This window comes from Arthrobacter sp. UYP6, from assembly GCF_040547315.1.
In the GTDB taxonomy this organism is placed as follows: domain Bacteria; phylum Actinomycetota; class Actinomycetes; order Actinomycetales; family Micrococcaceae; genus Arthrobacter_B.
Map to the genome: position 1 here is coordinate 116267 of NZ_JBEPPM010000006.1, position 26584 is coordinate 142850.

At 64.3% G+C, this 26584-nt stretch carries 25 protein-coding genes, 1 tRNA gene and 1 riboswitch; of the genes, 12 read left to right on the plus strand and 14 right to left on the minus strand.

The genetic code is table 11. From position 1 onward, the window contains the following. Nucleotides 1-53: 53 nt before the first annotated feature. Both ABIB35_RS07050 and ABIB35_RS07055 read right to left on the minus strand, forming a co-directional pair. A complete protein-coding gene (locus ABIB35_RS07050; RefSeq protein ID WP_354180060.1) occupies nt 54-1580 on the minus strand; it encodes an ABC transporter ATP-binding protein in 1527 nt (508 codons plus the stop codon). Further along, nucleotides 1567-2193, minus strand: a complete 627-nt coding sequence (locus ABIB35_RS07055) for an ECF transporter S component (protein WP_354180062.1) — start codon at nt 2191-2193, stop codon at nt 1567-1569. Before ABIB35_RS07055 ends, ABIB35_RS07050 begins: the two co-directional genes overlap by 14 nt. Before the next feature lie 59 nt (nt 2194-2252). Beyond that, a riboswitch (TPP riboswitch) is annotated at nt 2253-2393 on the minus strand. Nucleotides 2394-2483: 90 nt separating this feature from the next. On the opposite strand from ABIB35_RS07055, the gene ABIB35_RS07060 reads away from it, so the two are divergent. Continuing rightward, on the plus strand, nt 2484-2747 hold the full coding sequence (locus ABIB35_RS07060; protein WP_354180064.1) for a DUF4235 domain-containing protein: 264 nt from the start codon (nt 2484-2486) through the stop codon (nt 2745-2747). 27 nt (nt 2748-2774) lie between these two features. On the opposite strand, the gene mnhG is transcribed toward ABIB35_RS07060, so the two are convergent. From mnhG to ABIB35_RS07090, 6 genes are read right to left on the minus strand one after another with little or no spacing between them, the layout of a single operon-like run. Continuing rightward, entirely contained in the window at nt 2775-3323 is a 549-nt protein-coding gene (mnhG, locus tag ABIB35_RS18740; protein WP_502915744.1) for a monovalent cation/H(+) antiporter subunit G, read from the minus strand. A gap of 3 nt (nt 3324-3326) precedes the next feature. Further along, nucleotides 3327-3587 (minus strand): MrpF/PhaF family protein, encoded by a 261-nt coding sequence (locus tag ABIB35_RS07070; RefSeq protein WP_354180065.1) that lies wholly within the window; start codon nt 3585-3587, stop codon nt 3327-3329. After that, the gene (locus ABIB35_RS07075; RefSeq protein ID WP_354180067.1) at nt 3584-4189 is read right to left on the minus strand and encodes a Na+/H+ antiporter subunit E; all 606 of its coding nucleotides are present in this window, start codon (nt 4187-4189) and stop codon (nt 3584-3586) included. Before ABIB35_RS07075 ends, ABIB35_RS07070 begins: the two co-directional genes overlap by 4 nt. After that, nucleotides 4186-5796, minus strand: coding sequence for a Na+/H+ antiporter subunit D (locus ABIB35_RS07080; RefSeq protein WP_354180068.1), 1611 nt, complete (start codon nt 5794-5796; stop codon nt 4186-4188). The genes ABIB35_RS07075 and ABIB35_RS07080 overlap by 4 nt, the downstream gene beginning before the upstream one ends. Continuing rightward, nucleotides 5793-6281: a Na(+)/H(+) antiporter subunit C gene (locus tag ABIB35_RS07085; RefSeq protein ID WP_104053155.1), complete on the minus strand. Its 489-nt coding sequence runs from the start codon at nt 6279-6281 to the stop codon at nt 5793-5795. Before ABIB35_RS07085 ends, ABIB35_RS07080 begins: the two co-directional genes overlap by 4 nt. Then, on the minus strand, nt 6278-9283 hold the full coding sequence (locus ABIB35_RS07090; protein ID WP_354180070.1) for a Na+/H+ antiporter subunit A: 3006 nt from the start codon (nt 9281-9283) through the stop codon (nt 6278-6280). The genes ABIB35_RS07085 and ABIB35_RS07090 overlap by 4 nt, the downstream gene beginning before the upstream one ends. A 140-nt stretch (nt 9284-9423) precedes the next feature. Here ABIB35_RS07090 and ABIB35_RS07095 point away from each other — a divergent pair, with 140 nt between their 5' ends. Continuing rightward, nucleotides 9424-10794, plus strand: a complete 1371-nt coding sequence (locus ABIB35_RS07095) for an MFS transporter (RefSeq protein ID WP_354180071.1) — start codon at nt 9424-9426, stop codon at nt 10792-10794. Here ABIB35_RS07095 and dcd read toward each other — a convergent pair. Both dcd and kynA read right to left on the minus strand, forming a co-directional pair. Continuing rightward, entirely contained in the window at nt 10791-11366 is a 576-nt protein-coding gene (gene dcd, locus ABIB35_RS07100) for a dCTP deaminase (RefSeq protein ID WP_354180073.1), read from the minus strand. The genes ABIB35_RS07095 and dcd overlap by 4 nt on opposite strands. A gap of 44 nt (nt 11367-11410) precedes the next feature. Continuing rightward, the gene (kynA, locus tag ABIB35_RS07105) at nt 11411-12265 is read right to left on the minus strand and encodes a tryptophan 2,3-dioxygenase (RefSeq protein WP_354180074.1); all 855 of its coding nucleotides are present in this window, start codon (nt 12263-12265) and stop codon (nt 11411-11413) included. A 124-nt stretch (nt 12266-12389) separates the two neighbouring features. On the opposite strand from kynA, the gene ABIB35_RS07110 reads away from it, so the two are divergent. The 10 genes from ABIB35_RS07110 (at nt 12390) to ABIB35_RS07155 (ending at nt 21342) form a co-directional block, all read left to right on the plus strand. Then, on the plus strand, nt 12390-12917 hold the full coding sequence (locus ABIB35_RS07110) for an SseB family protein (RefSeq protein ID WP_354180076.1): 528 nt from the start codon (nt 12390-12392) through the stop codon (nt 12915-12917). Between the two features lie 123 nt (nt 12918-13040). Continuing rightward, nucleotides 13041-14084: a M4 family metallopeptidase gene (locus ABIB35_RS07115; RefSeq protein ID WP_354180077.1), complete on the plus strand. Its 1044-nt coding sequence runs from the start codon at nt 13041-13043 to the stop codon at nt 14082-14084. An 8-nt stretch (nt 14085-14092) separates the two neighbouring features. Then, the gene (locus ABIB35_RS07120; RefSeq protein WP_354180078.1) at nt 14093-14377 is read left to right on the plus strand and encodes a protealysin inhibitor emfourin; all 285 of its coding nucleotides are present in this window, start codon (nt 14093-14095) and stop codon (nt 14375-14377) included. A gap of 66 nt (nt 14378-14443) precedes the next feature. Further along, nucleotides 14444-14514: transfer RNA gene (locus ABIB35_RS07125), tRNA-Gly, on the plus strand. Between the two features lie 217 nt (nt 14515-14731). Continuing rightward, entirely contained in the window at nt 14732-15658 is a 927-nt protein-coding gene (locus ABIB35_RS07130) for an AEC family transporter (RefSeq protein WP_354180080.1), read from the plus strand. A 187-nt stretch (nt 15659-15845) separates the two neighbouring features. Continuing rightward, nucleotides 15846-17159, plus strand: a complete 1314-nt coding sequence (locus ABIB35_RS07135) for an extracellular solute-binding protein (protein WP_354180081.1) — start codon at nt 15846-15848, stop codon at nt 17157-17159. Further along, nucleotides 17156-18118 (plus strand): carbohydrate ABC transporter permease, encoded by a 963-nt coding sequence (locus tag ABIB35_RS07140; RefSeq protein WP_354180082.1) that lies wholly within the window; start codon nt 17156-17158, stop codon nt 18116-18118. The genes ABIB35_RS07135 and ABIB35_RS07140 overlap by 4 nt, the downstream gene beginning before the upstream one ends. Further along, complete coding sequence (locus ABIB35_RS07145; RefSeq protein WP_354180083.1) at nt 18118-18960, plus strand: carbohydrate ABC transporter permease; 843 nt, start codon at nt 18118-18120, stop codon at nt 18958-18960. Before ABIB35_RS07140 ends, ABIB35_RS07145 begins: the two co-directional genes overlap by 1 nt. A gap of 36 nt (nt 18961-18996) precedes the next feature. Next, complete coding sequence (locus ABIB35_RS07150; protein WP_354180084.1) at nt 18997-20265, plus strand: ABC transporter ATP-binding protein; 1269 nt, start codon at nt 18997-18999, stop codon at nt 20263-20265. Between the two features lie 93 nt (nt 20266-20358). Beyond that, nucleotides 20359-21342 carry a hypothetical protein gene (locus ABIB35_RS07155; protein WP_354180085.1) on the plus strand — a complete coding sequence of 328 codons (984 nt, stop codon included), beginning with the start codon at nt 20359-20361 and terminating at the stop codon, nt 21340-21342. A gap of 89 nt (nt 21343-21431) precedes the next feature. Here ABIB35_RS07155 and ABIB35_RS07160 read toward each other — a convergent pair whose 3' ends face one another. The 4 genes from ABIB35_RS07160 to rpsN all read right to left on the minus strand — a co-directional run bounded on the left by ABIB35_RS07160 (nt 21432) and on the right by rpsN (nt 26584). Beyond that, complete coding sequence (locus ABIB35_RS07160) at nt 21432-23444, minus strand: NHL domain-containing thioredoxin family protein (RefSeq protein ID WP_354180086.1); 2013 nt, start codon at nt 23442-23444, stop codon at nt 21432-21434. Further along, nucleotides 23444-25471: a bifunctional copper resistance protein CopD/cytochrome c oxidase assembly protein gene (locus tag ABIB35_RS07165; RefSeq protein WP_354180157.1), complete on the minus strand. Its 2028-nt coding sequence runs from the start codon at nt 25469-25471 to the stop codon at nt 23444-23446. The genes ABIB35_RS07160 and ABIB35_RS07165 overlap by 1 nt, the downstream gene beginning before the upstream one ends. A 230-nt stretch (nt 25472-25701) precedes the next feature. After that, a complete protein-coding gene (locus ABIB35_RS07170) occupies nt 25702-25989 on the minus strand; it encodes an HU family DNA-binding protein (protein ID WP_354180087.1) in 288 nt (95 codons plus the stop codon). Between the two features lie 289 nt (nt 25990-26278). After that, nucleotides 26279-26584, minus strand: coding sequence for a 30S ribosomal protein S14 (rpsN, locus tag ABIB35_RS07175; RefSeq protein ID WP_227890585.1), 306 nt, complete (start codon nt 26582-26584; stop codon nt 26279-26281).

Sequence of the window (26584 nt, forward strand, 5' to 3'; positions counted from 1 at the left end):
GGTTCCGGCGGGCCGTTGGGACGGGTTGCGCAGGTCCGTGCTCAGGTCCGCTCTCACTTTCGCTTCATTTCCACGCCCGATGCGGCGGTTCCGTGCTCCACCCGCAGGACGTTTCCACCCAGCGCCTCCAGGAAATCGCCGTCGTGGGTTACCGACACCACTGAGCGCCCCTCAGCCAGCAGGGTCCTGAGCAGGTTTACGAGCTCTGCCCAGGTGTTGGCGTCCTGCCCAAAGGTGGGTTCGTCCAGGAGCAGAACGTCCGGTTCCGTGGCAATCATGGTGGCCACCGAGAGCCGGCGTTTTTCCCCTCCGGACAGGGTGAACGGGTTGGCATCCAGCAGGGCCGTTAGCCGCAGCCGCTCGGCCAGTCCTTCTACGAGATCGGTAATTTCGGCGTCGACCAGCCGTCCGGCCCGGCGGGGGCCAAAAGCCAGTTCCCCGCGCACGGTGCCGGTCAGGAACTGATGCTCAGGTTCCTGGAAGACGGTGCCGATCCGTGTCACCAGTTCCGTGGATTTCCAGCGCGCGGGGTCGGCGCCGGCGGAGCCAGCCAGCGCGGGTGCGGCCCGCAGTGTCCCTGCCACTGGTTTCAGGAGCCCGCCCAGGGTGAGGGCGAGCGTCGATTTCCCGGCACCGTTGGGGCCGGTAATCCCCAGCGATGTTCCGGACCGCAGCGTCAGATCCACCCCGCTGACAATGGCCGGTGCCCGTTTTCCCCGCCCCACCCCCAGCCCGAGGGCGGCAAGCAGGTGCGCTCCGGGGTCCTGCGGCACCGGATCGGCGACGGCCGGCCTGGCACCCGGCAGCCAGACGCCCGCAGCAGCGAGCCGGGCACGGTTCGCGGGGTCGGTCAGTACCTGTGCGGGCGGGCCGTCGGCAAGGATTCCGCCGTCGGCCGCCAGGACCACCACGCGGTCCACCACGTCCGCCCAGACGGCTACCCGGTGCTCCACCACGATCAGCGTGGCGCCGGTGCGTTCCAGGACGCGCTCGACGGCGGCGCGGACTTCCATGACACCGCGCGGATCCAGGTTCGCGGTGGGCTCGTCCAGCAGCAGGAGTCCCGGCTCCATGGCCAAAACCCCGGCCAGGGCCAGCCGCTGTTTCTGGCCTCCGGACAGCGCGGCGGTGGAATGATGCAGCGGCACCTGCAGACCGACGTCGTCCAGGCATTTCCGTACCCGCTGCCAGATCTCCTGCGGCGGTATGCGGAGATTTTCGGCGCCAAAGGCCACCTCGTCGCCCACCCGGGAGAGAACCAGCTGGGATTCCGGGTCCTGCAGTACAAGCCCGGCCCTGCCGCGGGCCTGCAGCGGAGCAACCCCGTCCAGGGTCAAGCTGCCGTGTTCCTCTCCAGCGGCGTCCGGCCCGGTGCCCTCGCCGAGAACCCCTGCGAGGGCATGCAGCAGCGTGGACTTGCCGGCGCCGGAGGAACCCAACAGCAGCACCTTCTCGCCTGGTTCGATATCCAGGGTCAGGGAGCTGAGCGCGGGGGTGCTCCGGCCCGCATGCCGCCAGGAGTAGTCCCGGGCGCGGACGGCAACCGGAGCTGCCGCCGCGGACGTGTTAAGACCGGACATTTGGGCGCACATCCGCTGCCCGGCCCGAAGCGAATGGTGCCAGGACCCCGGTCCGCGCCAGCGCACGGCCGGCAAGCCAGGACAGCAATCCCGCCAGGACGGCACCGGACACGGCCGCAAAGAGGGTGTAAAGGGCCTGCCATTGGAAGGCCCATTCGGGCCGGTAGAGGATATTCTCGCTGACTCCCAGAAAAATACCTGACACCAGCCCGGCGAGCATTGCCACCGGCAGCGTGTACCGGAGGTACAGAAAGGCCAGAAACACCAGTTCCGCTCCCAAGCCTTGGATGAACCCTGACAGCAGCACCGACAGGCCAAACTGTGTTCCGAGCACGCCGGAGACGGCTGAGGCGAGGACTTCGCAGTAAATGGCTGCCCCCGGTTTGCGGATGATCAGCGCGCCCAGAACTCCGGCGATCAGCCAGCCGCCCGAGTACAGCCCGCTCAGCGGCGGGAACGCGAGGAACAGTACCTCCACACCGCTGTAGGCCAGCGACCAGGCCCAAAAAATGACGCCCACTGCCACGGCCAGCACGGAAGCGACCACAATATCCACCACCCGCCAGGGGCGGCGCAGGGACGCTATGAACTGCTGGGTAATGTTCTGCTGCATGATAAATTCCTCCTGGGTTGCAGGAGGGGAAGGACTCTCCACGGCGGACTGCCATGGTGCCCCATGAGATCTCGACTCCCTAGCGCCGGTACTAACCGGATCAGGTTCGAGGGTCTGCGGATGTCCGCACTCTCAGCGCCTGTTCTCCCCGCCGCATGCCGAAGCCGCGTGACGGAAAGGGCGCTCCCCTGTCGTATGTTTTGCGTTCCCCACTCTACACACGGACAAACCCTTTTGGGCGGATCGGCGGGTAGGGTTAGGGAAACGGCCCCCACAAACTAGGAGCACCCATGAACCTGATCCTTAAGCTGCTCGCAACCGGTGCGAGCGTCGGCGCGGGCATTCTGTCCGCCAAAGTCCTGGACTTCGTCTGGACACGGGTTACCGGGAACGAACCGCCCCGGGACAAGGACGGGGTGCTGGACGTCAGCCTGCGCACTGCAGTGATCTTCGCCGTCGTCTCCGGCGCCGTCAGCCAAGGCATCCGGGTACTGACCAACCGCGGAACCCAGCGCGCCATCCAGCGTTACCAGAAGACTCCGGACGTCGTCTAAGCGGCTTCCGGCTTCGCCACAGGGCGCTCAGCCCTCGGGATTATGTTCCGGGCGGCGGGCGCCCTGCGCTGTCTTCGCGCCGGGATGCGCTTCGGAGGATCCTCCCCCCGAGGGCGCATCGTCATCAAGGGACCCCTCCCGGTTGTGGGCTCCGGGGTCATCGTCCACCCGCCGGTCTTCGTCCTCGCCGTCGTCGTCGGTGTCCCGGGCTTTGACCTGGATCAGTAGTTCCTGGGCCCGGCCCACCACGTCGTCCAGCTCATCGATGGTGAGCAGCTCCGGCCGCAGGTGCTTGGTGCGGTAGCCGGCGCGCCCCACCATGTGGGCGGAAACCGGCGCGGTGAGGATCATGAACAGCCAACACACGGCCAGCACCGGCAGCAGTGCCCAGCTTTCAAACTGGACTGCCATCGCCAGCAGGAACAGCAGCAGGCCCAGCACCTGCGGCTTGGACGCGGCGTGCATGCGGCTCATCAGGTCCGGGAACCGGGTTAGCCCAATGGCCGCGGCCAGTGACATCAGCGCCCCGCCCAGCATCAGGATTCCAACAATCAGGTCATTCAGCTCCTGACTCACGGGCTACCTCCTGTCCGTAACAAAGCGGGCAACGGTCACGGAGCCAATGAACCCGATCAGCGAGATCGAGACCAGCAGCGCCAAATAGTTCAAGTTCCGGTTCACGATCATGTCCGTGGCCAGGGCCGCCCCGACAATGGTCAGCAGGACGTCGGCGGCCAGGACGCGGTCCAGGATGGAAGGCCCGCGGGCGATCCGGAAAATGGCGCCGGCGGCAGCTACGGAGAGCATGATGGCCACCAGGTACACAAAAACGCTCATCATGAGGGAGCTCCCTTGCTGGATGTGGCCGGGTCTGCGGGGAGGGCCTTCTCCGCCTTCAGCACCTCAAGGTCCTCGCGGGTCCCGATGCTGCGAATCAGCCACGACTCGGTGTCCCGCACATCCCTGCGGACCTTGTCCGCTTCCTCCGGAGTGGAGACGTTCAGGCAGTGCAGGTACAGCGTGGACGTGGAACGGTCCACTTCCACCACGAGCGAGCCTGGAATCAACGACAGCGCGTGCCCGGTGGCCGTGACCAGCAGGTCCGAGTGGCTGCGCAGTTTCACGCCCACCACGGCGTTCTTGATGTGCGGACCCTTGGAAATGGCCAGCCACAGCACTTCGAAGCTGGCATGCACCAGTTTGTAGAAGAACCGGACCAGGAAACCGGCGGCGTAGAGCGGGTTGAAACGTCCGCTCAGTTCCACGGGAGGCAGATAGAAAATGTTGGCCACCACAAAGGCGATTGCGGCGCCAAAGATCAGGTTGCCGGCACTGAAGTCCTGCCAGAGTGCGCCCCACAGGAACACCAGCCAGATCAGCAGCGGAATTTCCTTGAGCAGCGGTACGCGCGGGCGGTTGCGCATTTGGGCTCTGCGGGTCATTTTCCGGCCCCCTCTCCCAGAACGGCTTCAATGTAGGGTGTGCGGTCCAGCAAATCCTGTGCCGCGTCGTCGCTGAGCGAGAACAGCGGACCGGCCAGGACGGAAAGGGAGACGCCCAGCGCCACCAGTCCAACCGTGGGGTACACCATGGTGCGCGGCAGCAGGTCGACGGCGCCGCGTCCGGAGAACTTGCCGGTGGACTTTTCGGTGACGTCTCCGGAGGTCCGCGGCGACGATCCGTCGGCACCGGTGGCCAGGAGGATCGGATCCGGATGCACGGCGTCTTCCGGTGTGCGCCAGAATGCACGGTTCCAGACCCGGGCCATCACCAGCAGGGTCAGGAGGCTGGTGAGCACGCTGGCCCCCACCAGGACGTAGGCCAGCGGCGTGCCCAGCTCAGCGCCTGCTTCCAGGAGGCCCAGCTTGCCCAGGAATCCGGAGAACGGCGGGATCCCGCCCAGGTTGATAGCGGGAATGAAGTACAGCACCGCCAAAAGAGGCGACAGCTTCGCAAGCCCGCCGAGTCGGTCCATGTTGGCCGTGCCGCCGCGGCGCTCGATCAGGCCGGTCACCAGGAACAGGGAGGTCTGGATCGTAATGTGGTGGACCACGTAGAACACTGCGGAGCCGATGCCGATCACGGAGCCCACGGCCAGCCCGAAGACCATGTAGCCGATGTGGCTGACCAGGGTGAAGGAGAGCATTCGTTTGATGTCGGTCTGCGCCAGGGCGCCGAGGATGCCCACCACCATAGTCAGCCCGGCAACCACCATCAGCAGTGTGTTGATCCGGTCGCCGGGGAAGAGCAGCGTCTCGGTGCGGACCATGGCGTAGACGCCCACCTTGGTCAGCAGACCGGCAAACACGGCAGTCACCGGCGCCGGGGCGGTGGGATAGGAGTCGGGGAGCCAGAAGGAGAGCGGGAACACAGCTGCTTTAATGCCGAACGCCACCAAAAGCATCAGGTGCAGCATCAGTTGTGAGCCGGAATCCAAGTCTCCGAGCTTCACAGCCAGGTCTGCCATGTTCACGGTGCCGGTGGCTGCATAAATCATGGCAATGGTGATCAGGAACAGCAGCGAGGAGACCACGCTGACCACCACGTATGTGACGCCGGCGCGGATGCGCGCCGTGGTTCCACCCAGCGTCATCAGCACGTAGCTGGCCGTCAGGAGGATCTCGAAGCCCACATACAGGTTGAAGAGGTCCCCGGCCAGGAAGGCATTGGATACCCCGGCCATCAGGATGAGATAGGTCGGATGGAAGATCGAGATCGGACCATCCTCCTCACCACCGGCCATGCCCTGTCCGGCAGCGTAAATGAGCACCGCCAGGCTAACAGCCGAGGAGACCACCAGCATCAGCGCGGAGAACTGGTCCACCACCATGGTGATGCCCACCGGCGGCAGCCAGCCGCCCAGGTTCACCGCCTGCGCGCCGGTCTCCCAGACCGAAAACAGCAGGACCACTTCCAGGATCAGCGTTACCGACAGGATGGTGATGCTGATGACGCGCTGGGCGCGCGCATGACGGATCAGGATAAAGGCCAGGGCGGCGCCGAAGAACGGCAGGACCACGGCCAGGGGGGCCAGGCTTATAGTGTTCATTCCTTGGCCTCCGGGCTGGTGCTCTGACCGGTGGCGCGCAGGGAGCCCGGCGCCTCTTCAGCCTCTTCGGGCGGGGTAAATTCGGTGGTGTCCTCGGGGACATCGGCGTCGTCTTCAGCGTCGAAGCTGCTCTGGCTGGCCACGCGGCGGTCTTCGATGTCGTCCTGGACCTCGTCCTGGCGGCTCAGCACCCAGGAGCGGTAGATAATGCCCAGCATGAACGCTGTCACGGAAAAGGAGATCACGATGGACGTCAGGATGAAGGCCTGGGGCAGCGGATCGTTGTAATCCTCCGCTGCGATCTCCGCATTGAACAGCGGGGCGAGGCCCTGGAATCCGCCGGTGGAGAGCAGCAGGATGTTCGTGGCATTGGTGAGCATGGTCAGCCCCAGCACCACACGGGTCAGGCTGCGTTCCAGGAGCAGGTAGATGCCGCAGGCGTACAGCGCTCCCATGATGATCATGAAGGTGATGTTGACGCTCATCGGGCCACCTCCTCTTCTCGGCTGGTTATTTCGGGTTCGGACTCAATCAGGTCCTCGTCGTCGGAGGAACCGCCTTCGCTGCGTTCATCGATTTCCGAGCCCAGGCTGCGCAGCACATCAAGCACCAGGCCCACGACCACCAGGTACACGCCGATGTCGAAAATGGTGGAAGTGACAAACTTGATCTCACCAAAGATCGGCCAAGTGAACTTGATAATGGCGCTTTGCAGGATTTGCCCGCCGAAGAACAGCGGCACCGCGGCTGACAGGCCGGCAATGCCCAGCCCGCCTCCCAGCAGCAGGCCCGCACTCACGGGGCTTGCCTCTGCCAGTTCAAACCGGCCGCCGGCCAGGTAACGGATGGTCAGGGCAAGCCCTGCCATGAGTCCGCCGGCGAAGCCGCCCCCGGGCATGTTGTGCCCGGCCAGCAGAAGGTAGATCGAGAACAGAATCACCGAGTGGAACAGCAGGCGCGTGATCACTTCGAAGATAATGGAGCGCCGTTCCGGGGCCAGGGTCCGTCCGGCAACCAGCCAGGCATCCCGGCTCACACTGGAGAACTTCCGGGCCAGGGCAAGAGTGGCTTCCTGGCGGCCCGACGACGCAAAGTTTTCACGGCCCCGGTCCACGGAACCGGTGGCAACACCTTCGGCCCGACGACGCTTGTCGCCCCGTCCGCGGACGAAGATCAGCGAGGCCACACCCGTGGCAGCCATCGCCAGCACGGAAATCTCACCGAAGGTGTCCCAGGCACGGATATCCACGAGCGTCACGTTGACGATGTTCGCGCCGCCGCCCACCTGGTAGGCGAGTTCGGGGAAGAGCAGGGAAATCGGCTCGGCCACACGGGAGTTCATCGCGGTCATGGCGATGAACACCATGGTGGCGCCGAAGGCGATGCCAAGCAGCGCCCGCAGCATGCGGTGCCCGGCGGGCTCCCGCTTCCAGAGGCGGGCGGGTAGCGACCGCAGGGCCAGCACAAAGGCGACCAGGACAATGGTTTCCACCAGCATCTGGGTCAGGGCCAGGTCCGGAGCGCCCTGCAGGGCAAAAATCAGGGCGATGCCATAACCGGTCACGCTCACCATGAGCACAGCCAGGAAACGCTTGTTGGCGCGGGCAGCGGCAACGGCTCCCAGGATGATGCCGACGCCAATGACCGCCTGCAGCGGAGAGTCCCACCAGTGGAACTGGTCCGGAAGGGGTGCACCCCGCCATACCAGGGCGGACAGCGGGGTCACCACGGCCACTGTCAGGATCACGAAGAGATAGAACATCAGCGACCCGCGCTGCGTGCGGCCGGTGACCCAGACCGCAACATCGTCGAGCACACCAATAATGCCGCGGTAGGAACGTTCGGCGTCCAGCGGGGCGACGAACCGGGCCTGGACCTTTTCGACCCGCAGCCGCTGCCAGAACAGCAGCAGCCCTGCGCCGATGGTGATGGCCGTCAGCAGCAGCGCGAGGGTGAAGCCGTGCCACAGCGCCAGGTGCGTGGGGTCGCCGTCGGCCGGGAACAGGTCCGCGTAGGACGCGATCGCTGCGTCCAGCGGCGCCGGCCAGAGTCCAAAGACCACCGTGACGGCGGCCAGGATGGCGGGGGATGCCAGGAACGCCCACGGCACCCGCTTGAACGGAGTACTCTGGCAGCCCGGTTTGGCGGCAAACCCGCCCCACACAAAGCGTGCGGAGTAAGCAAACGTCAGGATGGAGCCAACCACAACGCCGGCCAGCAGCACCGCCGCACCAATGGTGCCCTGCGTCTGCGCAAAGTGGACAAAGGTCTCATAGACAGATTCCTTGGCCACAAACCCCAACAGGGGCGGAACTCCGGCCATGGAAGCGGCACCGATCAGCGCCACCGCAAAGAGCTGCGGGGAGGAACGGTAAATGCCCGAAAGCTTCCGGATGTCACGGGTACCCGCCTGGTGGTCAACAATTCCAACCACCAGAAACAGCGTTGCCTTGAAAAAGCCGTGGGCCAGCAGCAGGCCCAGCCCGGCCACGGCGGCTTCCCGGTTGCCCAGTCCCACCACCAGAGTCAGGAAGCCCAGCTGGCTGACCGTTCCGTAGGCCAGGATCAGTTTCAGGTCATGCTGGCGCAGTGCCCGCCAGCCGCCCAGCAGCATGGTGAACAGCCCCAAAACGAGCACGACGGCGTGCCAGTAGGTGGACTCCGAGAAACCGGGGGCCAGCCGCGCAACAAGGTAGATGCCGGCCTTGACCATGGCGGCAGCGTGCAGGTACGCGCTGACCGGAGTTGGCGCAGCCATGGCGGCCGGCAGCCAGAAGTGGAAGGGCACCAGCGCGGATTTGGAAACCGCGCCAACGAGCAGCAGGACAATGGCTATGTCCACGACGGCGCCGCGTTCCAGCAGCTGCGGGCCCATGGCCAGGATTTCGGAAATCCGCAGGGTTCCAGCGGCGTCACCGATCAGCACCATTCCCACGAGCATGGTCAGCCCGCCGAAGGTCGTGACGATCAAGGCCTGCAGCGCCGCCCGGCGGGCCGACAGCCGATGCGCCGAATAACCGATCAGCAGATAGGACAAGACGGTGGTGATTTCCCAGAAAATGAACAGCAGAATCAGATCATCCGCCGTGACAAGGCCAAACATGGCTGCGGCGAAGGCCAGCAGCTGGGAACCGAAGGCGCCCATCTGGGCGTCGCCCGGCCGGAAGTATCGGGCGCAATAGAACAGCACCAGGGAACCGACACCGAGAATAAGGATGGACAGGACCGCTGCAAGGGTATCCATCCGGAACGCGAGCTCAACGCGGAGGTCGGGAATCCAGGGGATCACAATGGACGGCGGGGCGTTGGGAGCGCCCGAGGCCAACGTCTGGTCGGCACCTGTGTACCGGGGGAACGTGACCAGCAGCCAGATGAAGGCTGCGGCGGGAACGGCTGCCAGGACGTAGAACGCCGACCGGCCGATCCTGCGGAACAATAAGGGCGCCACCAATGCCACCGTAAACAAAACGGTGAGCACAACTAGCACTAGATCTCCCGAGCTTTTTTGACAGTCTGCCAGCCGCAAGCACAGCTGTAGTTATCAAGGTGGTGGTCAGAGGGCGTATATCTATTCTACCCATGGCATACACCGGAGCCGCATTCGGTGACCTGCTATAGCATCTGGCTATGGTCTCGTACACAAGTTTGTCCAGCGCATCCCCCGGCACCCCGTCCCCTCGCACCCGAAAGCGGCAGGTCCTTGCGTGGGCGTCCTGGGATTGGGGAACCGCCGCCTTCAACGCCGTCATGACTACCTTTGTCTTTACGGTCTATCTAACCTCCGAGAGCTTCGGCGGCGAGGCCCATGCTTCCACCGTCCTGGGCTACGGCATCGCATTGGCCGGAGTGGCAGTGGCGGTGCTGGCGCCCGTCCTTGGGCAGCGCGCGGACGCCGGCGGCGGACGCCGGAAGTGGCTGGGCATCAACACGGCATTGGTGTGTCTGGCCACCGCTCTGTGTTTCTTTGTTTTTCCCCGGCCGGAATTCCTGCTGCTGGGCGTGGCGCTGATCGCCCTGGGCAACGTCTTCAGCGAATTTGCGGGCGTGAATTACAACGCCATGCTGTCCCAGATTTCGACGCCGGCAACGGTGGGCCGGGTAAGCGGCTTCGGCTGGGGCATGGGCTATGTCGGCGGCATCGCTGCCCTGGCCATGGTCCTGGTGGGCTTTATCAACCCGGATGTGGGCTGGTTCGGCGTGACCTCGGCGGACGGCCTGAATATCCGTGCCGTCGCTCTCTTTTCCGCCGTCTGGCTGGCGGTCTTCGCACTGCCGGTGATGTTTGCCGTGCCCGAGATGCCCCGTCAGGAACGGGCCGCCGGCATCGGCTTCCTGGCCTCCTACGGGTTGCTCTTTCGCCGCATTAAGGCCATCTACAAGACCAGCCCGCATACAATCTGGTTCCTGCTGGCCAGCGCCGTGTTCCGCGACGGCCTGGCAGCCGTCTTTACCTTCGGCGGGATCATTGCCGCCGGCACCTTCGGCTGGTCCCTTTCCGAGGTCATCATCTTTGCGATCTTCGGCAACGTGGTGGCGGCCGTGGGCGCCGTTGCCGGCGGCTTCCTCGATGACCGGGCAGGACCGAAGAACGTCATTGTCTTCTCACTGATCGGCCTGCTGATCTCCGGCGGCGTGATTGCCGTGCTGGGCGCCGAACCGCAGAGCTTCCTGGGGATGCAGTGGAGCGGCGACACCACGTTCTGGATCTTCGGGCTGCTGCTGTGCCTATTCGTGGGGCCCGCGCAGTCTGCATCCCGCGCCTTCCTGGCCCGGCTTGCGCCGGAGGGCGAGGAGGCGGAACTGTTTGGCCTCTACGCCACAACCGGCCGGGCTGTGAGCTTCCTGGCGCCCACCCTGTTCGCGGCGTTCATCACCATTTTTGGTGCCCAGCGGTACGGCATCCTCGGAATCCTGCTGGTCCTGCTGCTTGGGCTCCTGGCCCTGCTGCCGGTCAAGGCCCCCGGGAAGGTGCAGCGCGCCGTCGTGCCGGAGTTCTAGACTGCCGAGCGGTGGAAGTTCAGGTGGCTGCGCGACGCCGTCGGGCCGCGCTGACCCTGGTAGCGGTTGCCGTACTGGCCGGAGCCGTAGGCGTACTCCGCCGGGGAGGTGAGACGGAAGAAGCACAGCTGGCCAATTTTGGAACCGGGCCAGAGCTTGATCGGCAGCGTGGCCATGTTCGAAAGCTCCAGGGTGACATGCCCGGAGAAGCCCGGGTCAATGAAACCGGCGGTGGAGTGCGTCAGCAGGCCCAGTCTGCCCAGCGAGGACTTGCCTTCAAGGCGGGCCGCAATGTCATCAGGCAGGGTGACTGTTTCGTACGTGGAGCCAAGCACAAACTCACCCGGATGCAGGATGAAGGGCTCGTCCGCGTCCACCTCCACCAGGCGGGTCAGGTCCGGCTGATCCAGCGAGGGGTCGATGTGCGCGTACTTGTGGTTGTCGAAGAGCCGGAAGAACCGGTCAATGCGCACGTCCACACTGGACGGCTGAACCATCGAGGGATCGTAGGGATCAAGGACGATCCGCTGGTCGGCAATTTCGGTTCGGATGTCGCGGTCAGAAATCAGCACCTTCTAAAAATAGCGCATGACGACGTAGCTCTTCGCCGGGGCGGTCAGCGGCCGATCTCCGTCCGAACCGCATACAGCTCCGGGAAGAAGGTCAGCTCCAGGGCCCGCTGGAGGAATGCCGCCCCTGAGGATCCACCGGTTCCCCGCTTGAATCCAATGGTGCGCTCCACGGTCTTGAGGTGCCGGAAACGCCACAGCTGGAAGTTGTCCTCCAGGTCCACCAGCTCTTCGCACGCCTCGTAGACGTCCCAGTTGTCCGCGGCGTTCTCATAAACGTGTTTGTAAACACCCATCAGGGCATCGTTGGCCACGTGGGCCTGCCGAACATCGCGGTTCAGCAGCTCCTCGGGCACGGCGTATCCGCGGCGGTGCAGGAAGAAAATGAACTCGTCATAAATGCTGGTCTGTTCCAGCAGCTCGGTGAGCAGCGCCTGCGCGTCGGGGTCCGCTGCAAAAACCTTGATCATGGCCGCGTTTTTATTGCCCAGCAGGAATTCCACAGCCCGGTACTGGTAGGACTGGAAGCCGCTGGAAGCCCCCAAATCTCCGCGGAACTCCGCGTACTCCGACGGCGTCAGGGTGGCCAGCACCGACCATTGCTCCGTCAGCGAGCGCTGGATGTGCTTGATCCGGGCAATGCCTTTCATGGCACCGCGCAGGTCATCCGCCGCCAGTTTGGAGCGCACCGCCCGCAGCTCGTGCAGCACCAGCTTCAGCCACAGCTCGGAGGTCTGGTGCTGGATGATGAAGAGCATTTCATCGTGGTGCTCCGGGCTGCTCACCGGATGCTGGGCAGACAGCAGCTGATCCAGCGCCAGATACGAGCCGTAGCTCATCTTGTCGGTGAAGTCCCGCTCGATGCCTGGCTCCAGGTTGCGGGTGTTCCTGCTGACGCTCATCGGGGTGCTCCGTACTGCTCGGGTGGCTGGCCAGCTCCTACGGTAGCTTGATTCACCCCCCTGCCGCTGTGCCAAACTTGCCGCTGGGCCTTTGGCAGATAACCACTAGTTGAGGAGACACCCCATGGCGGAGAACACGGACAGTACAGACAGCGGCGCTTCGGGAGCGGATGCCTTGCCGGGACAGGCGCAATACCAGGATCCCGAAGGTGCCGCGGCACTTGAAGAGGCCATCGTTGCCGGTCAGGAAGGCCGGATCAGCAGCCAGGAACTGGTGGCACGCATCTGCGAGTCGGAACTGCTGAGCGTTGGCCGGCTCCTGGATGAGCAGGATCCTGCCTCTTTCCAGGCCCTGGTGCTGAAGTCTCCGGAGGGGGACACCGCCGTCGCGGCAACGTTCACCAGCGCGCAGCGCGTACCGGAACAGATCCGCGAAAAAGCGCCGGTCATGGTCAAAGCCGGCGGCGAGGCCACACTGCGCAGCATCGGAGCCGGTTACGGTCTGGCCATCAACCCCGGCAGCAACCTGGGCCTGGAGCTCGGCCCGGAGGGCGTCGCAGCCATTGTTGCCGCCTATGACCAGGCTGCGGCTCAGCAGGCCGGCAGCGGGGAAACAGGCAGCGGGGAAACAGGCAGCGGCGAGCCCCAGTAGCGACCCTTTTACCCCTCCTCCCCTTGCACTGTGGGAGGAGGGCTTTAGGCTGGGGCCACAGGCGCACCGGGGAACCAGTTCCCCGAACCTCGCGCCGTGGCATCCGGACCCTCGGAGGGCAGCATGACCTGTTCGATCGTTCCCCCTTATCTTCTGGCACGTATTGCGGAGCAGCAGCAGGACGGCTTCGGACGGGCGGCCGAAGCCGCCCGTCGTGCGCTGGCCGAAATCCCTCCCGTTCAGCAGGCCCGTGCCCAGGCCCGGAATTCTCCTTCTCCGCACCGGGACACTGCGTTGGCCCCCTCCCTCCGGCGTGAAGTCTGCGACGCCGGGGCGCGCGAAATCCTCCCGGGCACCCTGGTGCGTTCGGAGGGCGACAGTCCCACCCGCGACGAAGCGGTGGACGAGGCCTACGACGGGCTCGGCGCCGCCCACGCGCTCTTCCGTGACGCTTACGGCAGGGCGTCCGTGGATGGCGTCGGCGGTGCACTGGCCGCCACCGTCCATTACGGCCGCGACTATGACAACGCGTTCTGGAACGGCGAACGGATGGTTTGTGGCGACGGCGACGGCGAGATTTTTCAACGGTTCACCAAGTCCCTGACCGTGATCGGCCATGAACTGACCCACGGGGTCGTGCAGTACACCGCCCGGTTCGAGTACCAGGGGCAGGCCGGAGCGCTCAACGAATCGGTCTCTGACGTTTTTGGGGTCCTGGTGGAGCAAAAGCTGCTGCACCAGGAAGCGGCGCGGGCTACATGGCTGGTGGGGGCCGGATTGTTTACGGAGCAGGTATCGGGGACGGCACTGCGTTCCCTGAAGGCCCCCGGCACGGCCTACGACGACGACGTGCTGGGCCAGGATCCACAGCCGGCCACCATGGCTGGCTACGTGGAGACCACGGCGGACAACGGCGGCGTCCATATCAACTCAGGCATTCCCAATCACGCGTTCTATCTGGCGGCCACCACCATGGGAAATTACGCCTGGGAACGGGCCGGGCAAATCTGGTACGACGCGCTCACGGAACAGAACCTCCCGGTGGACTGCACCTTCACACGGTTCGCGGCCGGAACCCTTTCCGCGGCCGAGAAGCGGTACGGAACGTCGGGCGCTGAGTACGGCGCTGTGTCCGATGCCTGGAACGCAGTGGGCATTTCGCCGTGAGGATCGTGGTGGTCCGCACCGGAGGCTTCGCCGGAGTCACCCGGGTGTGGAGTACCCAGGTCAGCACCGAGGAGGCGGAGAAGGAGTGGCTGCCGCTGCTGCACGAGCCCTTGCCGGAGGCGCCCGGCGGACCCGACCGGTTCAGCTACGAGATCACCGTTGGTCCGGCTGCCGTTACCCTGCCCGAACACTGTGTGCAGGGCAGATGGCGGGACCTGGTGGAACGTGCCCGGCAGGGCGGCGTGGAGGACATCGGGGAGGGGCACGGGCAACACGGGGAAGGCAGTCAGTGACGCCGAATTCTGGTGCGGCCCCGGTTCCATGTAAAGTGGTTTTTTGTGCCGGATTGCTCCGGCGCTGCGGGCGTAGCTCAATGGTAGAGCGCTAGCTTCCCAAGCTTGATACGCGGGTTCGATTCCCGTCGCCCGCTCTGCAGAAGACCCTGGACTCCTTGTGGTTCCGGGGTCTTCTTGTGTCCGGGGAAGATGTGGCGGCCGCTATACTGGGCCGCGATGAACCGCACAATGACACTTTCCGAAGTATGCACTTCCACTGTGTCCAAACAGCTCAGTCCGCCCGGGTCCCCGGTCTTCCCGCCCACCGTGCGGATGCCCTCCCGGCGCACCGCAGACGGTCTGTAGACCCAGGTGTTGGGGGTCCTCACCGGATTCGCCGTTGTCTGGATTATCATTTTGGTCGGATACCTGATCGGACGGCTTGGCGTCCTGGGCGACAATGCCCAGCCTGTGCTGAGCCGGCTGGCGTTCTTTGTGGCCTCTCCCGCCCTACTGCTGGTAACGCTGAGCGACGCGGACCTGCACACCGTTTTTTCGCTGCCGCTGCTCATCGCCGCCGTCAGCGCGTTCCTCACCGCCGGAGCCTTCCTCTTGTGCACGCGCTGGTGGTTGCGCAGACCCTTGCCGGAGGCAGTCATCTCTACGATGTCCTCGTCTCTGGTCAACGGCGCCAATCTTGGCCTTCCCATTGCCGTATATGTCTTGGGGGACGCCGCCTACATTGCCCCGGTCCTGATCTTCCAGATGGCCATCTTCACCCCGCTCTTCCTCATGGTGATGGACACGACGACGAGCGGACGGCGCACCTCCCTGCTGCGGTTCCTGGCTCAGATCGTGCGCAATCCCATCATTATCGGCACCCTGATCGGACTGATCCTGGCCGCCACCGGGACCACGCTGCCAGTCATCATCCTGGAACCGGTCACTCTCATCGGCGGAGCCGCGGTGCCGGCCATGCTGCTGGCCTTCGGGATTTCGCTGGTGGGCTCCCGGCCGCTGACCCGCATCGGCGGGCGCCGCACCGACGTCGTCCTGGCTACCGCCTTCAAATTGATCCTGCAGCCTCTCCTCGCATTTGGGCTGGCTCACTTCGTCCTGGGTCTGGACGGGCACCTGCTGTTCGCCGTCGTCGTCACAGCCGCGCTGCCCACCGCCCAGAATGTCTTTGTCGCGGCCAGCCGCTACGGGGAGGGCGTACTCGTGGCCAAGGACACCGTCCTGCTCACCACGATCCTCTCCCTGCCCGTCCTCGTGGTCATAGCTGCGCTCCTGACCTGACCTTTCTCTGCCGCCACTCGTTTTTGGCAGCGGCTGTGACAGTGGCGCAATTCACACCTAGGGCATAGTGTCTTTTGAAAGGCTGCTTAGGGTGGCAGTCCCGTGGAAGTAAAGAGCCTCCGTTTCCCAATTTTTTGGTCTCTGAATTCCGCGCCTACGACGAGGTGGAGGCATAACACCGATGCCAATGGACGCAACACACTACAGCCGGCCCCGCAAGAGGGCACGTGCAGCCGCGGGGCTAGCCCTCGCCGTCGGAGCCACGATGCTAAGCGGCTGCGCCGCGGACGATGGCACCCCCGCCCTTATCTGGTATATCAACCCCGATGACGGCGGGCAGGCAACCATCGCCCAGATCTGCACCGACCAAGCCAACGGGGCATACACCATTGAAACCTCGCTGCTTCCCAGCGATGCGGCGTCTCAGCGTGAACAGCTCGCCCGCCGTCTCGCGGCCGGTGACGACACCATGGACATCATGAGCCTGGACCCGCCGTTCGTTCCCGAGCTTGCCGAACCCGGATATCTCGCGCCGGTGCCGGACGACGTCGTCGAGCGCACCACTCAGAATGTGGTCGAAGGCGCGCTGACCGGAGCAACGTGGAAGGACAAAGTGGTGGCCGTTCCGTTCTGGGCCAACACTCAGATCCTCTGGTACCGAAAGTCGGTGGCCGAGGCAGCGGGCCTGGACATGACACAGCCGGTCACCTGGCAGCAGCTCATCGACGCGGCCAAGAGCCAAGACAAATTCCTGGGCGTACAGGGTGCCCGCGCCGAATCCATGACGGTGTGGGTCAACGCACTGATCGAATCGGCGGGCGGTTCCATTGTGGAGAACCCCGATGCACCGGCGGATGAGATTCGGCTGGGCATTGATTCCGAAGCCGGAACCCAGGCCGCGGAAATCGTGTCCACGATCGGCAAGGAAGGGCTCGGCGGGCCAGGCCTGCCGACCCAAACCGAGAACACTTCCATGATCCAGTTCCAGGGCGACAAGGGATCGTTCATGGTGAACTACCCCTTCGTCTGGCCGGCCACCAACGCGGCCGTGGAAGCAGGAACGCTGCCGGCGGACCTGATTGATGACATTGGCTGGACGCTGTATCCGCAGGTCAACGAGGGCGAGGACACCGCTCCGCCGCTGGGCGGCATCGATCTCGGAGTGGGCGCTGAGAGCAAGCATCATGATCTGGCCTATCAGGCCATCGAATGCATCGTCAGCCCTGAGAACCAGTCCCTGTACTTCACAACCAACGGCAATCCGCCCTCTAACACCGAGGCGTATGACGCACCGGATGTATCCGAAACCTTCCCGATGGCCGAAACGATCCGTGAATCGCTGGAGCTCTCCAAGCCCCGGCCGCAAACCCCGTACTACAACGAGGTATCCACCGGTATCCAGCAGACCTGGACTCCGCCCAGTGACGTCAATCCGGAAACCACTCCGGCAACTAGCTCCGAGTTCATTCTTGCGGTCCTGAAAGGGGAGAAGCTGTTGTGAGTACTTCCGTAGAAGCTCAGCGGGGAGCACCGCCCGCGCCCAAGCCCGCCAAACCCCGGCTGAGTGACCGGGCCCGGTCCGAACGGCGGCTCGGGTTGTGGCTGGCGGGCCCGGCCTTTGTCATCATGCTGGCCGTCACCGCCTATCCCATTCTCCTGGCCCTGTGGGACTCGCTGTTCAAGTACCGCCTGACCGCACCCGCGGACAGGGAATTCATTGGTCTGGGAAATTACAGTGTCATTCTCACCGACAGCGTGTTCTGGCGCGACCTCGGCGTGACCCTGCTGATCACAGTGATCACGGTTGCAGTGGAACTGGTCCTGGGCTTCGCTCTGGCCCTGGTCATGAACAGCGCGTTGAAGGCAGTGCGCGGCTGGCTGCGAACGGCCATCCTCGTTCCCTACGGCATCATCACCGTGGTGTCCGCCTTCGCCTGGTTCTACGCCTTCGACATCAACTCCGGCTATATCAACCACTGGTTCGATTGGGTGCCGGGCATCAGCCCGGACCTGAACTGGTTCGCCGACACGTGGACCGCATTGTTCGTGATCATTGCCTCCGAAATCTGGAAGACCACGCCCTTCATTTCGCTGCTGCTGCTCGCCGGCCTGGCCCAGGTCCCTGGAGAACTGACGGAGGCCGCGGAAGTGGACGGAGCCACCTGGTGGCAGCGGATGTCACGCGTGATCCTGCCGAATATGAAGGCCGCCATCATGGTTGCCGTCCTGTTCAGGGCACTGGACGCCTTCCGGATCTTCGACAACGTCTACATCATGACCAACGGCGCCTACGGGACGGAAGTCCTTTCCCTGCTGGCCTACCGCACCTCTATTTCGCGGCTGGAGATAGGCATGGGCTCCGCTATTTCAGTCCTATTGTTCCTCTGCGTCATCATTATCTGTTTCATCGCCATCAAACTGTTCAAGGTGGACCTCACCGGTGCACGAGGGGGTAACTAATGAAATCCTCACCCGTCCGTCGAAGGCTCGTCTGGACTGTCATTTCCATAGTTGTAGTTGTCTACGCGCTGTTCCCGGTGGCTTCCATTTTCGCCACCTCCTTCAAGATCCCCAGCGACCTCACCTCGGGAACTTTCCTTCCCAGTACATGGTCCACCACAAACTATGAAGAGATCCTGGTGGGAGATGCCCAGGAGCTCTTCCTTTCGGCTCTGCGCAACTCCATCGGCATCTCACTGATTGCCACCTTTGTTGCGGTGGTGCTGGCAACACTTTGTGCCTACGCGATTGCACGGCTGGACTTCCCCGGTAAGAAGCTGATTCTCACCACTGCGCTCGGCGTCTCAATCTTCCCGGTGATCTCCATCGTGACCCCGCTGTTCAACCTGTGGCGGAACATTGGACTGTATGACACCTGGCTCGGGTTGATCATTCCGTATCTGTCGCTGACGCTGCCGATTTCCATCTGGACCCTGTCCGCCTTCTTCCGGCAGATCCCCTGGGAACTGGAACAGGCGGCGCAGGTGGACGGCGCCACAACGTGGCAGGCCTTCCGCAAGGCCATCGTTCCGCTTGCCGCACCCGGAGTGTTCACCACGGCGATCATTGCGTTCTTCATTGCCTGGAACGACTTCGTGTACGGAATTTCGCTGACTTCCACCGATGCGGCCCGACCCGTGCCCGCAGCCTTGGCCTTCTTTACCGGCGCCTCACAGTTCGAAGAGCCAACGGGCGCCATCTCGGCGGCCGCAATCATAGTCACCATTCCCGTTGTCATCCTGGTGCTGGCGTTCCAGCGCCAGATCGTCTCGGGTCTAACCCAGGGCGCCGTCAAGGGCTAGTCCCTTGCGTCCGGTCGAAGAAAAGGATTTACTCTCATGGCATCGATCACCCTCAACCACCTGGTCAAGAAGTATGGAGACGGTTTTCCCGCCGTCAATGATGTCAGTCTGGACATCGCGGACGGCGAGTTCATCATCCTGGTTGGACCTTCAGGCTGCGGAAAATCCACCCTGCTGCGGATGATCGTGGGTCTGGAGGACATCACGTCCGGGGACCTGCTGATCAACGGGGAACGCGTCAATGACAAGGCACCCCGCGACCGCAATCTCGCGATGGTGTTCCAGAACTACGCCCTCTACCCCCATCTGACGGTTTTCGAGAACATTGCGTTCCCGCTGCGCCTGGCCAAGGGCAAATACACCGACGAGCAGGTGAACAAGCTGGTCAATGATGCTGCCGCCACGTTGGAGCTGACCGAGCATCTGGACCGCAAACCGGCCAATCTCTCCGGTGGCCAGCGCCAGCGGGTTGCCATGGGGCGGGCGATCGTCCGCCAGGCGGACGCCTTCCTCTTTGATGAGCCGCTCTCCAACCTGGACGCGAAGCTGCGCGGACAGATGCGCTCTGAAATCTCGCAGATGCAGCGCCGGCTCGGCGTTACCAGTGTCTATGTGACGCACGACCAGACCGAGGCCATGACCCTCGGTGACCGCGTGGCCGTGCTCAAGAAGGGCATCCTTCAGCAGGTGGCCTCCCCCCGTGAGTTGTATGAGCAGCCCATCAACCTCTTTGTGGCGGGCTTTATCGGTTCACCGTCGATGAACTTCCTGCCGGCAACTCTGGACGGCACCGTGCTCCGGACAGCGGTGGGCGATCTCACGATTCCGCAGGAAAAGGCGGACAAGGCCGCGGGCAAGGACATTGTCCTGGTGGGCCTGCGGCCGGAGTTCTTCGAGGACGCCAAATTTGTGGATGATGCCAAACGCCCGCACGGCTCCCTGTTCACGGCGCCGATCAGCCACACCGAATGGCTGGGCAACGAGCAGTACGGCTACATTCCCTTCCATCCGGATCCCGAGGTGAAGGAGCTTCTGGACAATCTGGCACGGGACATGGATGCCGACGAGTTGCGTCCGCAGATCGTGGTCACGATCGATGCCGCTTCCCGAATCCGTGGCGGACGCGACGCCGACCTCTGGCTGGATACCCGCAAGGTGCACCTGTTCGATCCGGAGACCGGCGAGAACCTTACCCGTGATGCGGAGGCCGGCGCTGAGCTGACCGAGGAAGCCAACGCGGCACGGGCCGAAGAAATCGCCATGGCCCGCGAGAACGACAAGGTCAACACGGGATCCGGGTCCTAGACCACAGCACCCTTTGCAGAGCAGGCCGAAGCCCGGACCGCAGATCCCCCGCCGGTCCGGGCTTCCGCTGTTCTACCCGGTATCGTTTGAGCGGTGCAGGGAACAACTTCAGTAATTAAGGCAGTGGCCACGTGGCTGCTCGCGCTCATGCTCACCATCGCCGCAGCGGTGGTGGTGGTCTACTTCGTCAACGCCAAGGTCTACGGACCAGAGCATCAGGTCACCAGCTATTTCCATGCCCTGCAGGACGGTGACGGGGAACGTGCTTTGGGTTTGCTGGCTGCCAAAGTGCCCGCAGCCAATGCCGCCCTTCTGGATGACGAAGCCCTGAAATCCTCCGCCTCGGACCTTGAAATCCTGGAGATCGGGGAGCCCCGCAGCGCCGGAGATGACAGGGTTGATATCCAGGTCAGGTACACCCTTGGCGGCGAAGAATCGCAGAGTACTTTCCGGCTGCAGCGCACGGAGAAGCAGTGGCTGTTCTTCGACCAGTGGTCTTTTGTCCCGTCCACCCTGCCCACAGTGCGGGTCACCGCCGCAAACCAGCAGGAAGCAACGGTCAACGGGGTCCGAGTTGCCCTACCCGAAGAAACCACAACGTTTGCCGCGTTCTATCCAGCTCGTGTTGAGGTCTCCTACACCTCGGAGTTCTTTGCGGCGCCCGCCGAGTCAGGAATCCTGAGCTCGCCGCAGGATACTGTGGATCTGGTGCTGGCCACCGAGGCCACGGAGGCGCTAAGGACCGCGGTCGATGCGAAGGTCCGCGATTTCCTGGCCGGCTGCACCAGCGCCCAGGACCGCCTCGCTCCCCCGGGCTGCCCGTTCTTCCACTTCACCGACAACCGGGTTCAGGTACCCATCGTGTGGGAAATCACTGAGTACCCGGAGGTCAATATCCGGCCGGTGTCGGGGAACTGGGTGCTCTCCCCGCTCAGCGGGAAGGCTCGCGTCACCGCCACGCAAACTGATCTCTTCAGTGGTGTGAAGAGTCCGCTGGAAGTCGAAAAGGACTTCAGCTTCGCGGCGCAGTTGTCAGTGGGCTCTTCAGAAGTATCCGTCACTCCCCTCATCGACTAGCCCCACCCACCACCGCGAGATAGCAGAAAGGGGGCTTCCCAGCGCTGGGAAGCCCCTCTTCTGCTATCTCGGTGGTGAGTGGCCGGAGGTTAATCCAGGCCGCGCAGGTCCAGGGTCAGCACGGACTCACCGGCGGCGTCCACGGTCACCGGGATGCCCCAGTCCTGCTGATACAGGTGGCACGCCGCGTGGTCCGGTATTTCGCCGCCGGGCTCGCCGTCACAGGCCGCCGCGCGGGCGGTAATGTGCAGGACACCGCCCGAAACGGAGTCCGAAAGCACCAGCTCACGGGTCAGTCCCGTGGAAGTGCCGCCGCCGGAGACCAGCAGCCCCTCCGGGGAGGAGGAGATCTTCAGCTGCGTGGGATCTCCCCAGCGGTCATCAAGCTTCTGTCCCTTCGGCGCACCGAACCGTACAGACAGAGCCACGGGTCCCGCTGCCATAGGGCTGGTGGGCCGTTGCGTCTGCCGGGCACCCTCATCCACTGATTGCGCTTCCTTCGGGATCGGCAGGCGCACGAGCTCATGCTTATTGGCCTCGACCACAATCAGCAGCGGCTCTGCGCCGGTGGTATCCACCAGGACATCGGAGGGCTCGGAGAGTCCGCGGGCCAGGGTGGACACGGTCTCCGTCACGGGGTCATACCGGCGGACCGCTCCGTTGTAGGTGTCAGCGATCGCCACCGAACCGTCCGGCAGCACGGCAACACCGAGCGGGTGCTGCAGCCGCGCGTCGCCGGCGTCGCCGTCCCGGAAGCCAAAGTCGAAGAGCCCGGCGCCGACGGCGGTGCCCACGGACACCCGGGTCCCGCCATCTGCTTCCGTGAAGCTCAGCCGCCGCACCGCGGAGGTTTCCGAGTCGGCAACCCAAATGTTGCCGGCGGTGTCTTCGGCCAGGCCGGAGGACTGGGCAAACCAGGCCTCGGCTCCGTCGCCGTCCAGCAGCCCTTCCAGCCCGGTGCCGGCCAGGATGCCCACCGCTCCGGTCAGCGGATCAAAGGTGAAAATCTGGTGCGTCCCGGCCATGGCCACCACCAGTTGTCCAAGCGCCGTGGACCAGGTGAGGTCCCATGGGGAGGACAGGGAGATCTCCAGGGCGTCGGTGCCGAGCAGGGCGGGCACGTGCCCGGATCCCTGGAGACTGGCAGCGGAAGCAGCCGGGCTGTCGGCCCCGGGGCTGGCTGCGGCTGCACGGGCTTCGGAGGGGTGGACCTCCCCCGGGGTCCGCTTTGTCTGGTTTCCGGCGTCCAGGAGCCGCTGAACGCCGTTTCCGGCCACAGTCCTCACCGTTCCGGAGGCCAGGGACACCGCGCGCAGGCGGTGGTTAACGGTGTCCGCCACGACGACGTCGTACCCTATCTGCTCAGCCACGGCGGCTGGCAGGACGGCTACACCCTGGGGCTCGTTGAAACGTGCGGTGTCCGGGGTGCCGTCACGGAAGCCCTTGGTGCCGTCACCGATCACGGTGCGCACAGTGGCCAGGTCCGCTTCCAGCTCCACCAGGCGGTGGTGGCCGGTGTCAGCGACCAGGAAGGTCCCCTCGGGCAGCGGAACCGCCTTGCCCGGAAAACGCAGGTTGCCGGCGGTGGGTTCGGCCGGAACATACGGACCGTCGCCGCGATGCAGCGTGCCCTTGGCCTCATGCTCGGCAATCAACTCACCGATCAGTGATTCCAAGCCGGCGGCGTGGCCCTCGCCGGAGAGGTTGGCCACGATGTAGCCCTCCGGGTCCAAGACCACCAGGGTGGGCCAGGCGCGGGCAGCGTAGGCCTGCCAGGTCAGCAGTTCCGGATCGTCCAGGACCGGGTGGTGGATTTCATAGCGTTCCACTGCCGCGGCGAGGGCCACCGGATCAGCCTCATGCTCAAATTTGGGCGAATGGACCCCTACTGTCACCAGGACGTCGGAGTACTTCTCCTCCAACGGGCGGAGCTCATCCAGGACGTGAAGGCAGTTGATGCAGCAGAACGTCCAGAAGTCCAGGAGCACGATCTTCCCGCGCAGGTCTTCCAGCCCCAGCTGGCGGCCGCCGGTGTTCAGCCAGTTGCGGCCTTCCAAGGCGGAGGCTCGCACCCGGTATCCGGCGCGCACGGTTTCAGTCATTAACGGTCTCCTTCAGAGCTGCTGGCATCCCGCTTGGCCAGGTTGGCGAACATGTTGTTATAAGCAGCCAGCTCAGCCTCATTATTCCTCTCGGCTGCCCGGTCTTTACGCCGTGTTTCACGTGCGTCGGTCTTCGACCACTGCAGCGCCACACCGATGGCCACCATCACGGTGGGAATTTCACCCAGTCCCCACATGATGGAGCCGCCCAGCTGCTGGTCCGCGAGGGCGGACAGCCCCCAGTCCCTGCCCATGTTTCCGAAGTAGGAGGCCTGGATCAGCGAGGTGCCGCCCATCACCGCCACACCGAAGAAGGCGTGGAAGGCCATCGTGGCCAGCAGGATCACCAGCCGCAGCGGATAGGGCGCCCGGTAGGGCAGCGGATCGATGCCGATCATGGTCAGGACAAAGATGTATCCGGTCAGCAGAAAGTGCACCACCATCAGTTCGTGGCCCACGTGCTGGCGCAGGGCGAAGCCGAAGAGCTCCGAGTAGTAGAAGATCACAATGGAGCCGGCAAAGTTCACGGCGGCGAAGACCGGGTTGGTGACCAGTTTGGAGAAGCGCGAATGCACTCCGATGAGGATCCATTCCCGGATGCCGCGGGTGCCGTCCCCGCGCGGTGTCAGGGCCTTCAGTGCCAGGGTCACCGGGGCTCCGAGGACCAGGAACAGGGGAATCACCATGGTCAGGGACATGTGGCCCAGCATGTGGGTGCTGAACAGGACCATGCCGTACACCGCCGGAGCACCCGAGGTGACGTAGGTGAGCCCGGCCAGGCCAACCAGCCAGCACATGGCACGGACCACTGACCACTGGTCGCCGCGCCGGCGGACCTTGATCATGCCGGCAATGTAGGAGACGGCCAGGACAAGGACAATCGCGACCCACAGCCAGTCGAAGCGCCATTCGGTGAGATAGCGTTCGTTCGTCAGCTCCGGCGGCAGGTCATAGCCGGTGAGGATGCGCGCCGGCGAGGCGTTCGGCGGCAGTTCCTCCGGCCGCGGCGTGGCGGTGCGGCCCAAGGCCACAGCAACCCCGGAGACGGCAGCCATAATCAGCAGTTCCACGCCGATCAGCTGCCAGAGGATGCGGTTGGCGCCTTTAGCCCGGGGGCCGCCCTGTTCGCTGGCGCCGGCAGCGGAACCGGGAACCTTGGCCGGGAGCTGGGGGATGATCCACCGGCGGTGCAGGAACCCGATCACGCCCAGCAGCAGGGTTGCCGCAGCCTTGAAGATCACCAGGGTCCCCCACTCGGAGTTCAGCTGGGACAGCGAGGTGATGCGCAGCGAGGCGTTGACGACGCCGGAAAGAAAGACCAGCGCAAAGGCGAAGCCGGCCAGGGCGGAATAGCGTCGGAGCACCACCCCGGTGATGGGGCCCAGCTGACGGGAGATCACGGCCAGCACAATGATCCCGCCGATCCACAGGCACACCCCGGCCAGGTGCAGGCCGATGGAATTCACGGCGGCGCTGTGGTCGTCTCCACCGGCCGAGTGCCCCACCAGGGCAATCGGGACGATGGCCCCGGCGGCCAGCACCGTGGTGGCAGCCAGCGCGTTGAGGGACCGGACGCCGAAGGCCAGGGTGGTCACCACCGCCGCGATGATGCTCACGGCCAGCCAGGCGCGGCCGGTGGAAAAGTCAGTGACGAAAGACCCCAGGCCCTGCGTGTAGGCGGCGTCGGCACTCAGCGGGAGCCCGGAGACGTCCGAATAGGTGAAGAGCAGCACGGCAACCGCGGCGAGTGTCCACACCGCCGAGGCGACGCCGGCCAGCGACAACGCCCTGCTGAAGGCCGGATGTTCCGGTTCACCCGCCTGAACCTTGCGGGCACGTGAGAGCTTCAGGGATTTGGGCAGGATCACCACCGAGAAGACCAGTGCGCCGATGACGGCCGCCATGGCGCCGTTTTGCACGGCTTTGGCAACCGGCAGGGCCCAGCGGGTCAGCGCGCCGGGATCGGAGAGCTGCTGCGCCGCGGCGGCACCGGAGAAGAGCAGGGCCCCTACCAGCGCCAGCATCATGACCGCGGCGGCGGAGATCAACCAGCCGCTGCGGACTGCCGGAGCAGCCTGAGGTGCGCGGGGACGAGTACGGGCGTCTGACGCCCGGTCGGCGCCGGAGGTGTCAGTGTTGGCAGTTGTAGGCACGTTACCTATTCTCTACCCACGGTAGAAAATTGGGCTAATTGCGCAAAAAGGCCGGCGCCCTGAGGCGCCGGCCCTTGTCCTGCGAAGGAGTCCTGCGAAGGAGGTTACTTCTTGGTGGAGACGGCAGCCTTCAGCTTGGAGCCGGCGGTCAGCTTAACGCTGTGGCCGGCGGGGATCTGAATGGTTTCGCCGGTCTGCGGGTTGCGGCCGGTGCGGGCAGCGCGGTCAGTGCGCTCGACTGCGAGCCATCCGGGGATGGTGATCTTCTCGCCGTTGGCAACAGAGGTTGCGAAGATTTCGAAGACAGCGTCAAGAACGCCGTTCACTGCGGTCTGGCTGTTGCCGGACTTCTCTGCCACTGCTGCAACGAGTTCACTGCGGTTCATAGCCAATTTATGTCCTCCTGGACTAGGGGTTAGCTCGAGCGGATCACGGATGCGAAACCGCCACTGTTGGAAAACTTACCAGTCCGGCACCCAAAATCCGGCGAAATCCGCTGTTTTTCGCGGATTTTTCCGCTCTAAGCCCAGAAAACAGTGCCATTTGCCCCTGCCCGCCGTTTACGGTGCTTCCCAGCAACGGCGCGGATTTTGCCGTCCATCGCCACCCCGGTGGGTCCGGACACGAAAAAGGGCGGCAACCCGAAGGTTGCCGCCCTTTTACAGCTTAGTTAAGCAGTGCTTACCAGCTGGACTTCTTGACGCCCGGCAGTTCGCCTGCGTGGGCCATGTTGCGGAAACGCACACGCGAGATACCGAACTTCTGCAGGGTACCGCGGGGGCGGCCGTCAATCTGGTCGCGGTTGCGAAGGCGAACCGGGGAAGCGTTGCGCGGAAGCTTCTGCAGGCCGAGGCGTGCAGCTTCGCGGGCTTCGTCGGTGGAGTTCGGGTCCACCAGAGCCTTCTTCAGCTCGAGGCGCTTTGCAGCGTAGCGCTCAACAATGACCTTGCGCTGCTCATTGCGGGCAATCTTTGACTTCTTTGCCAT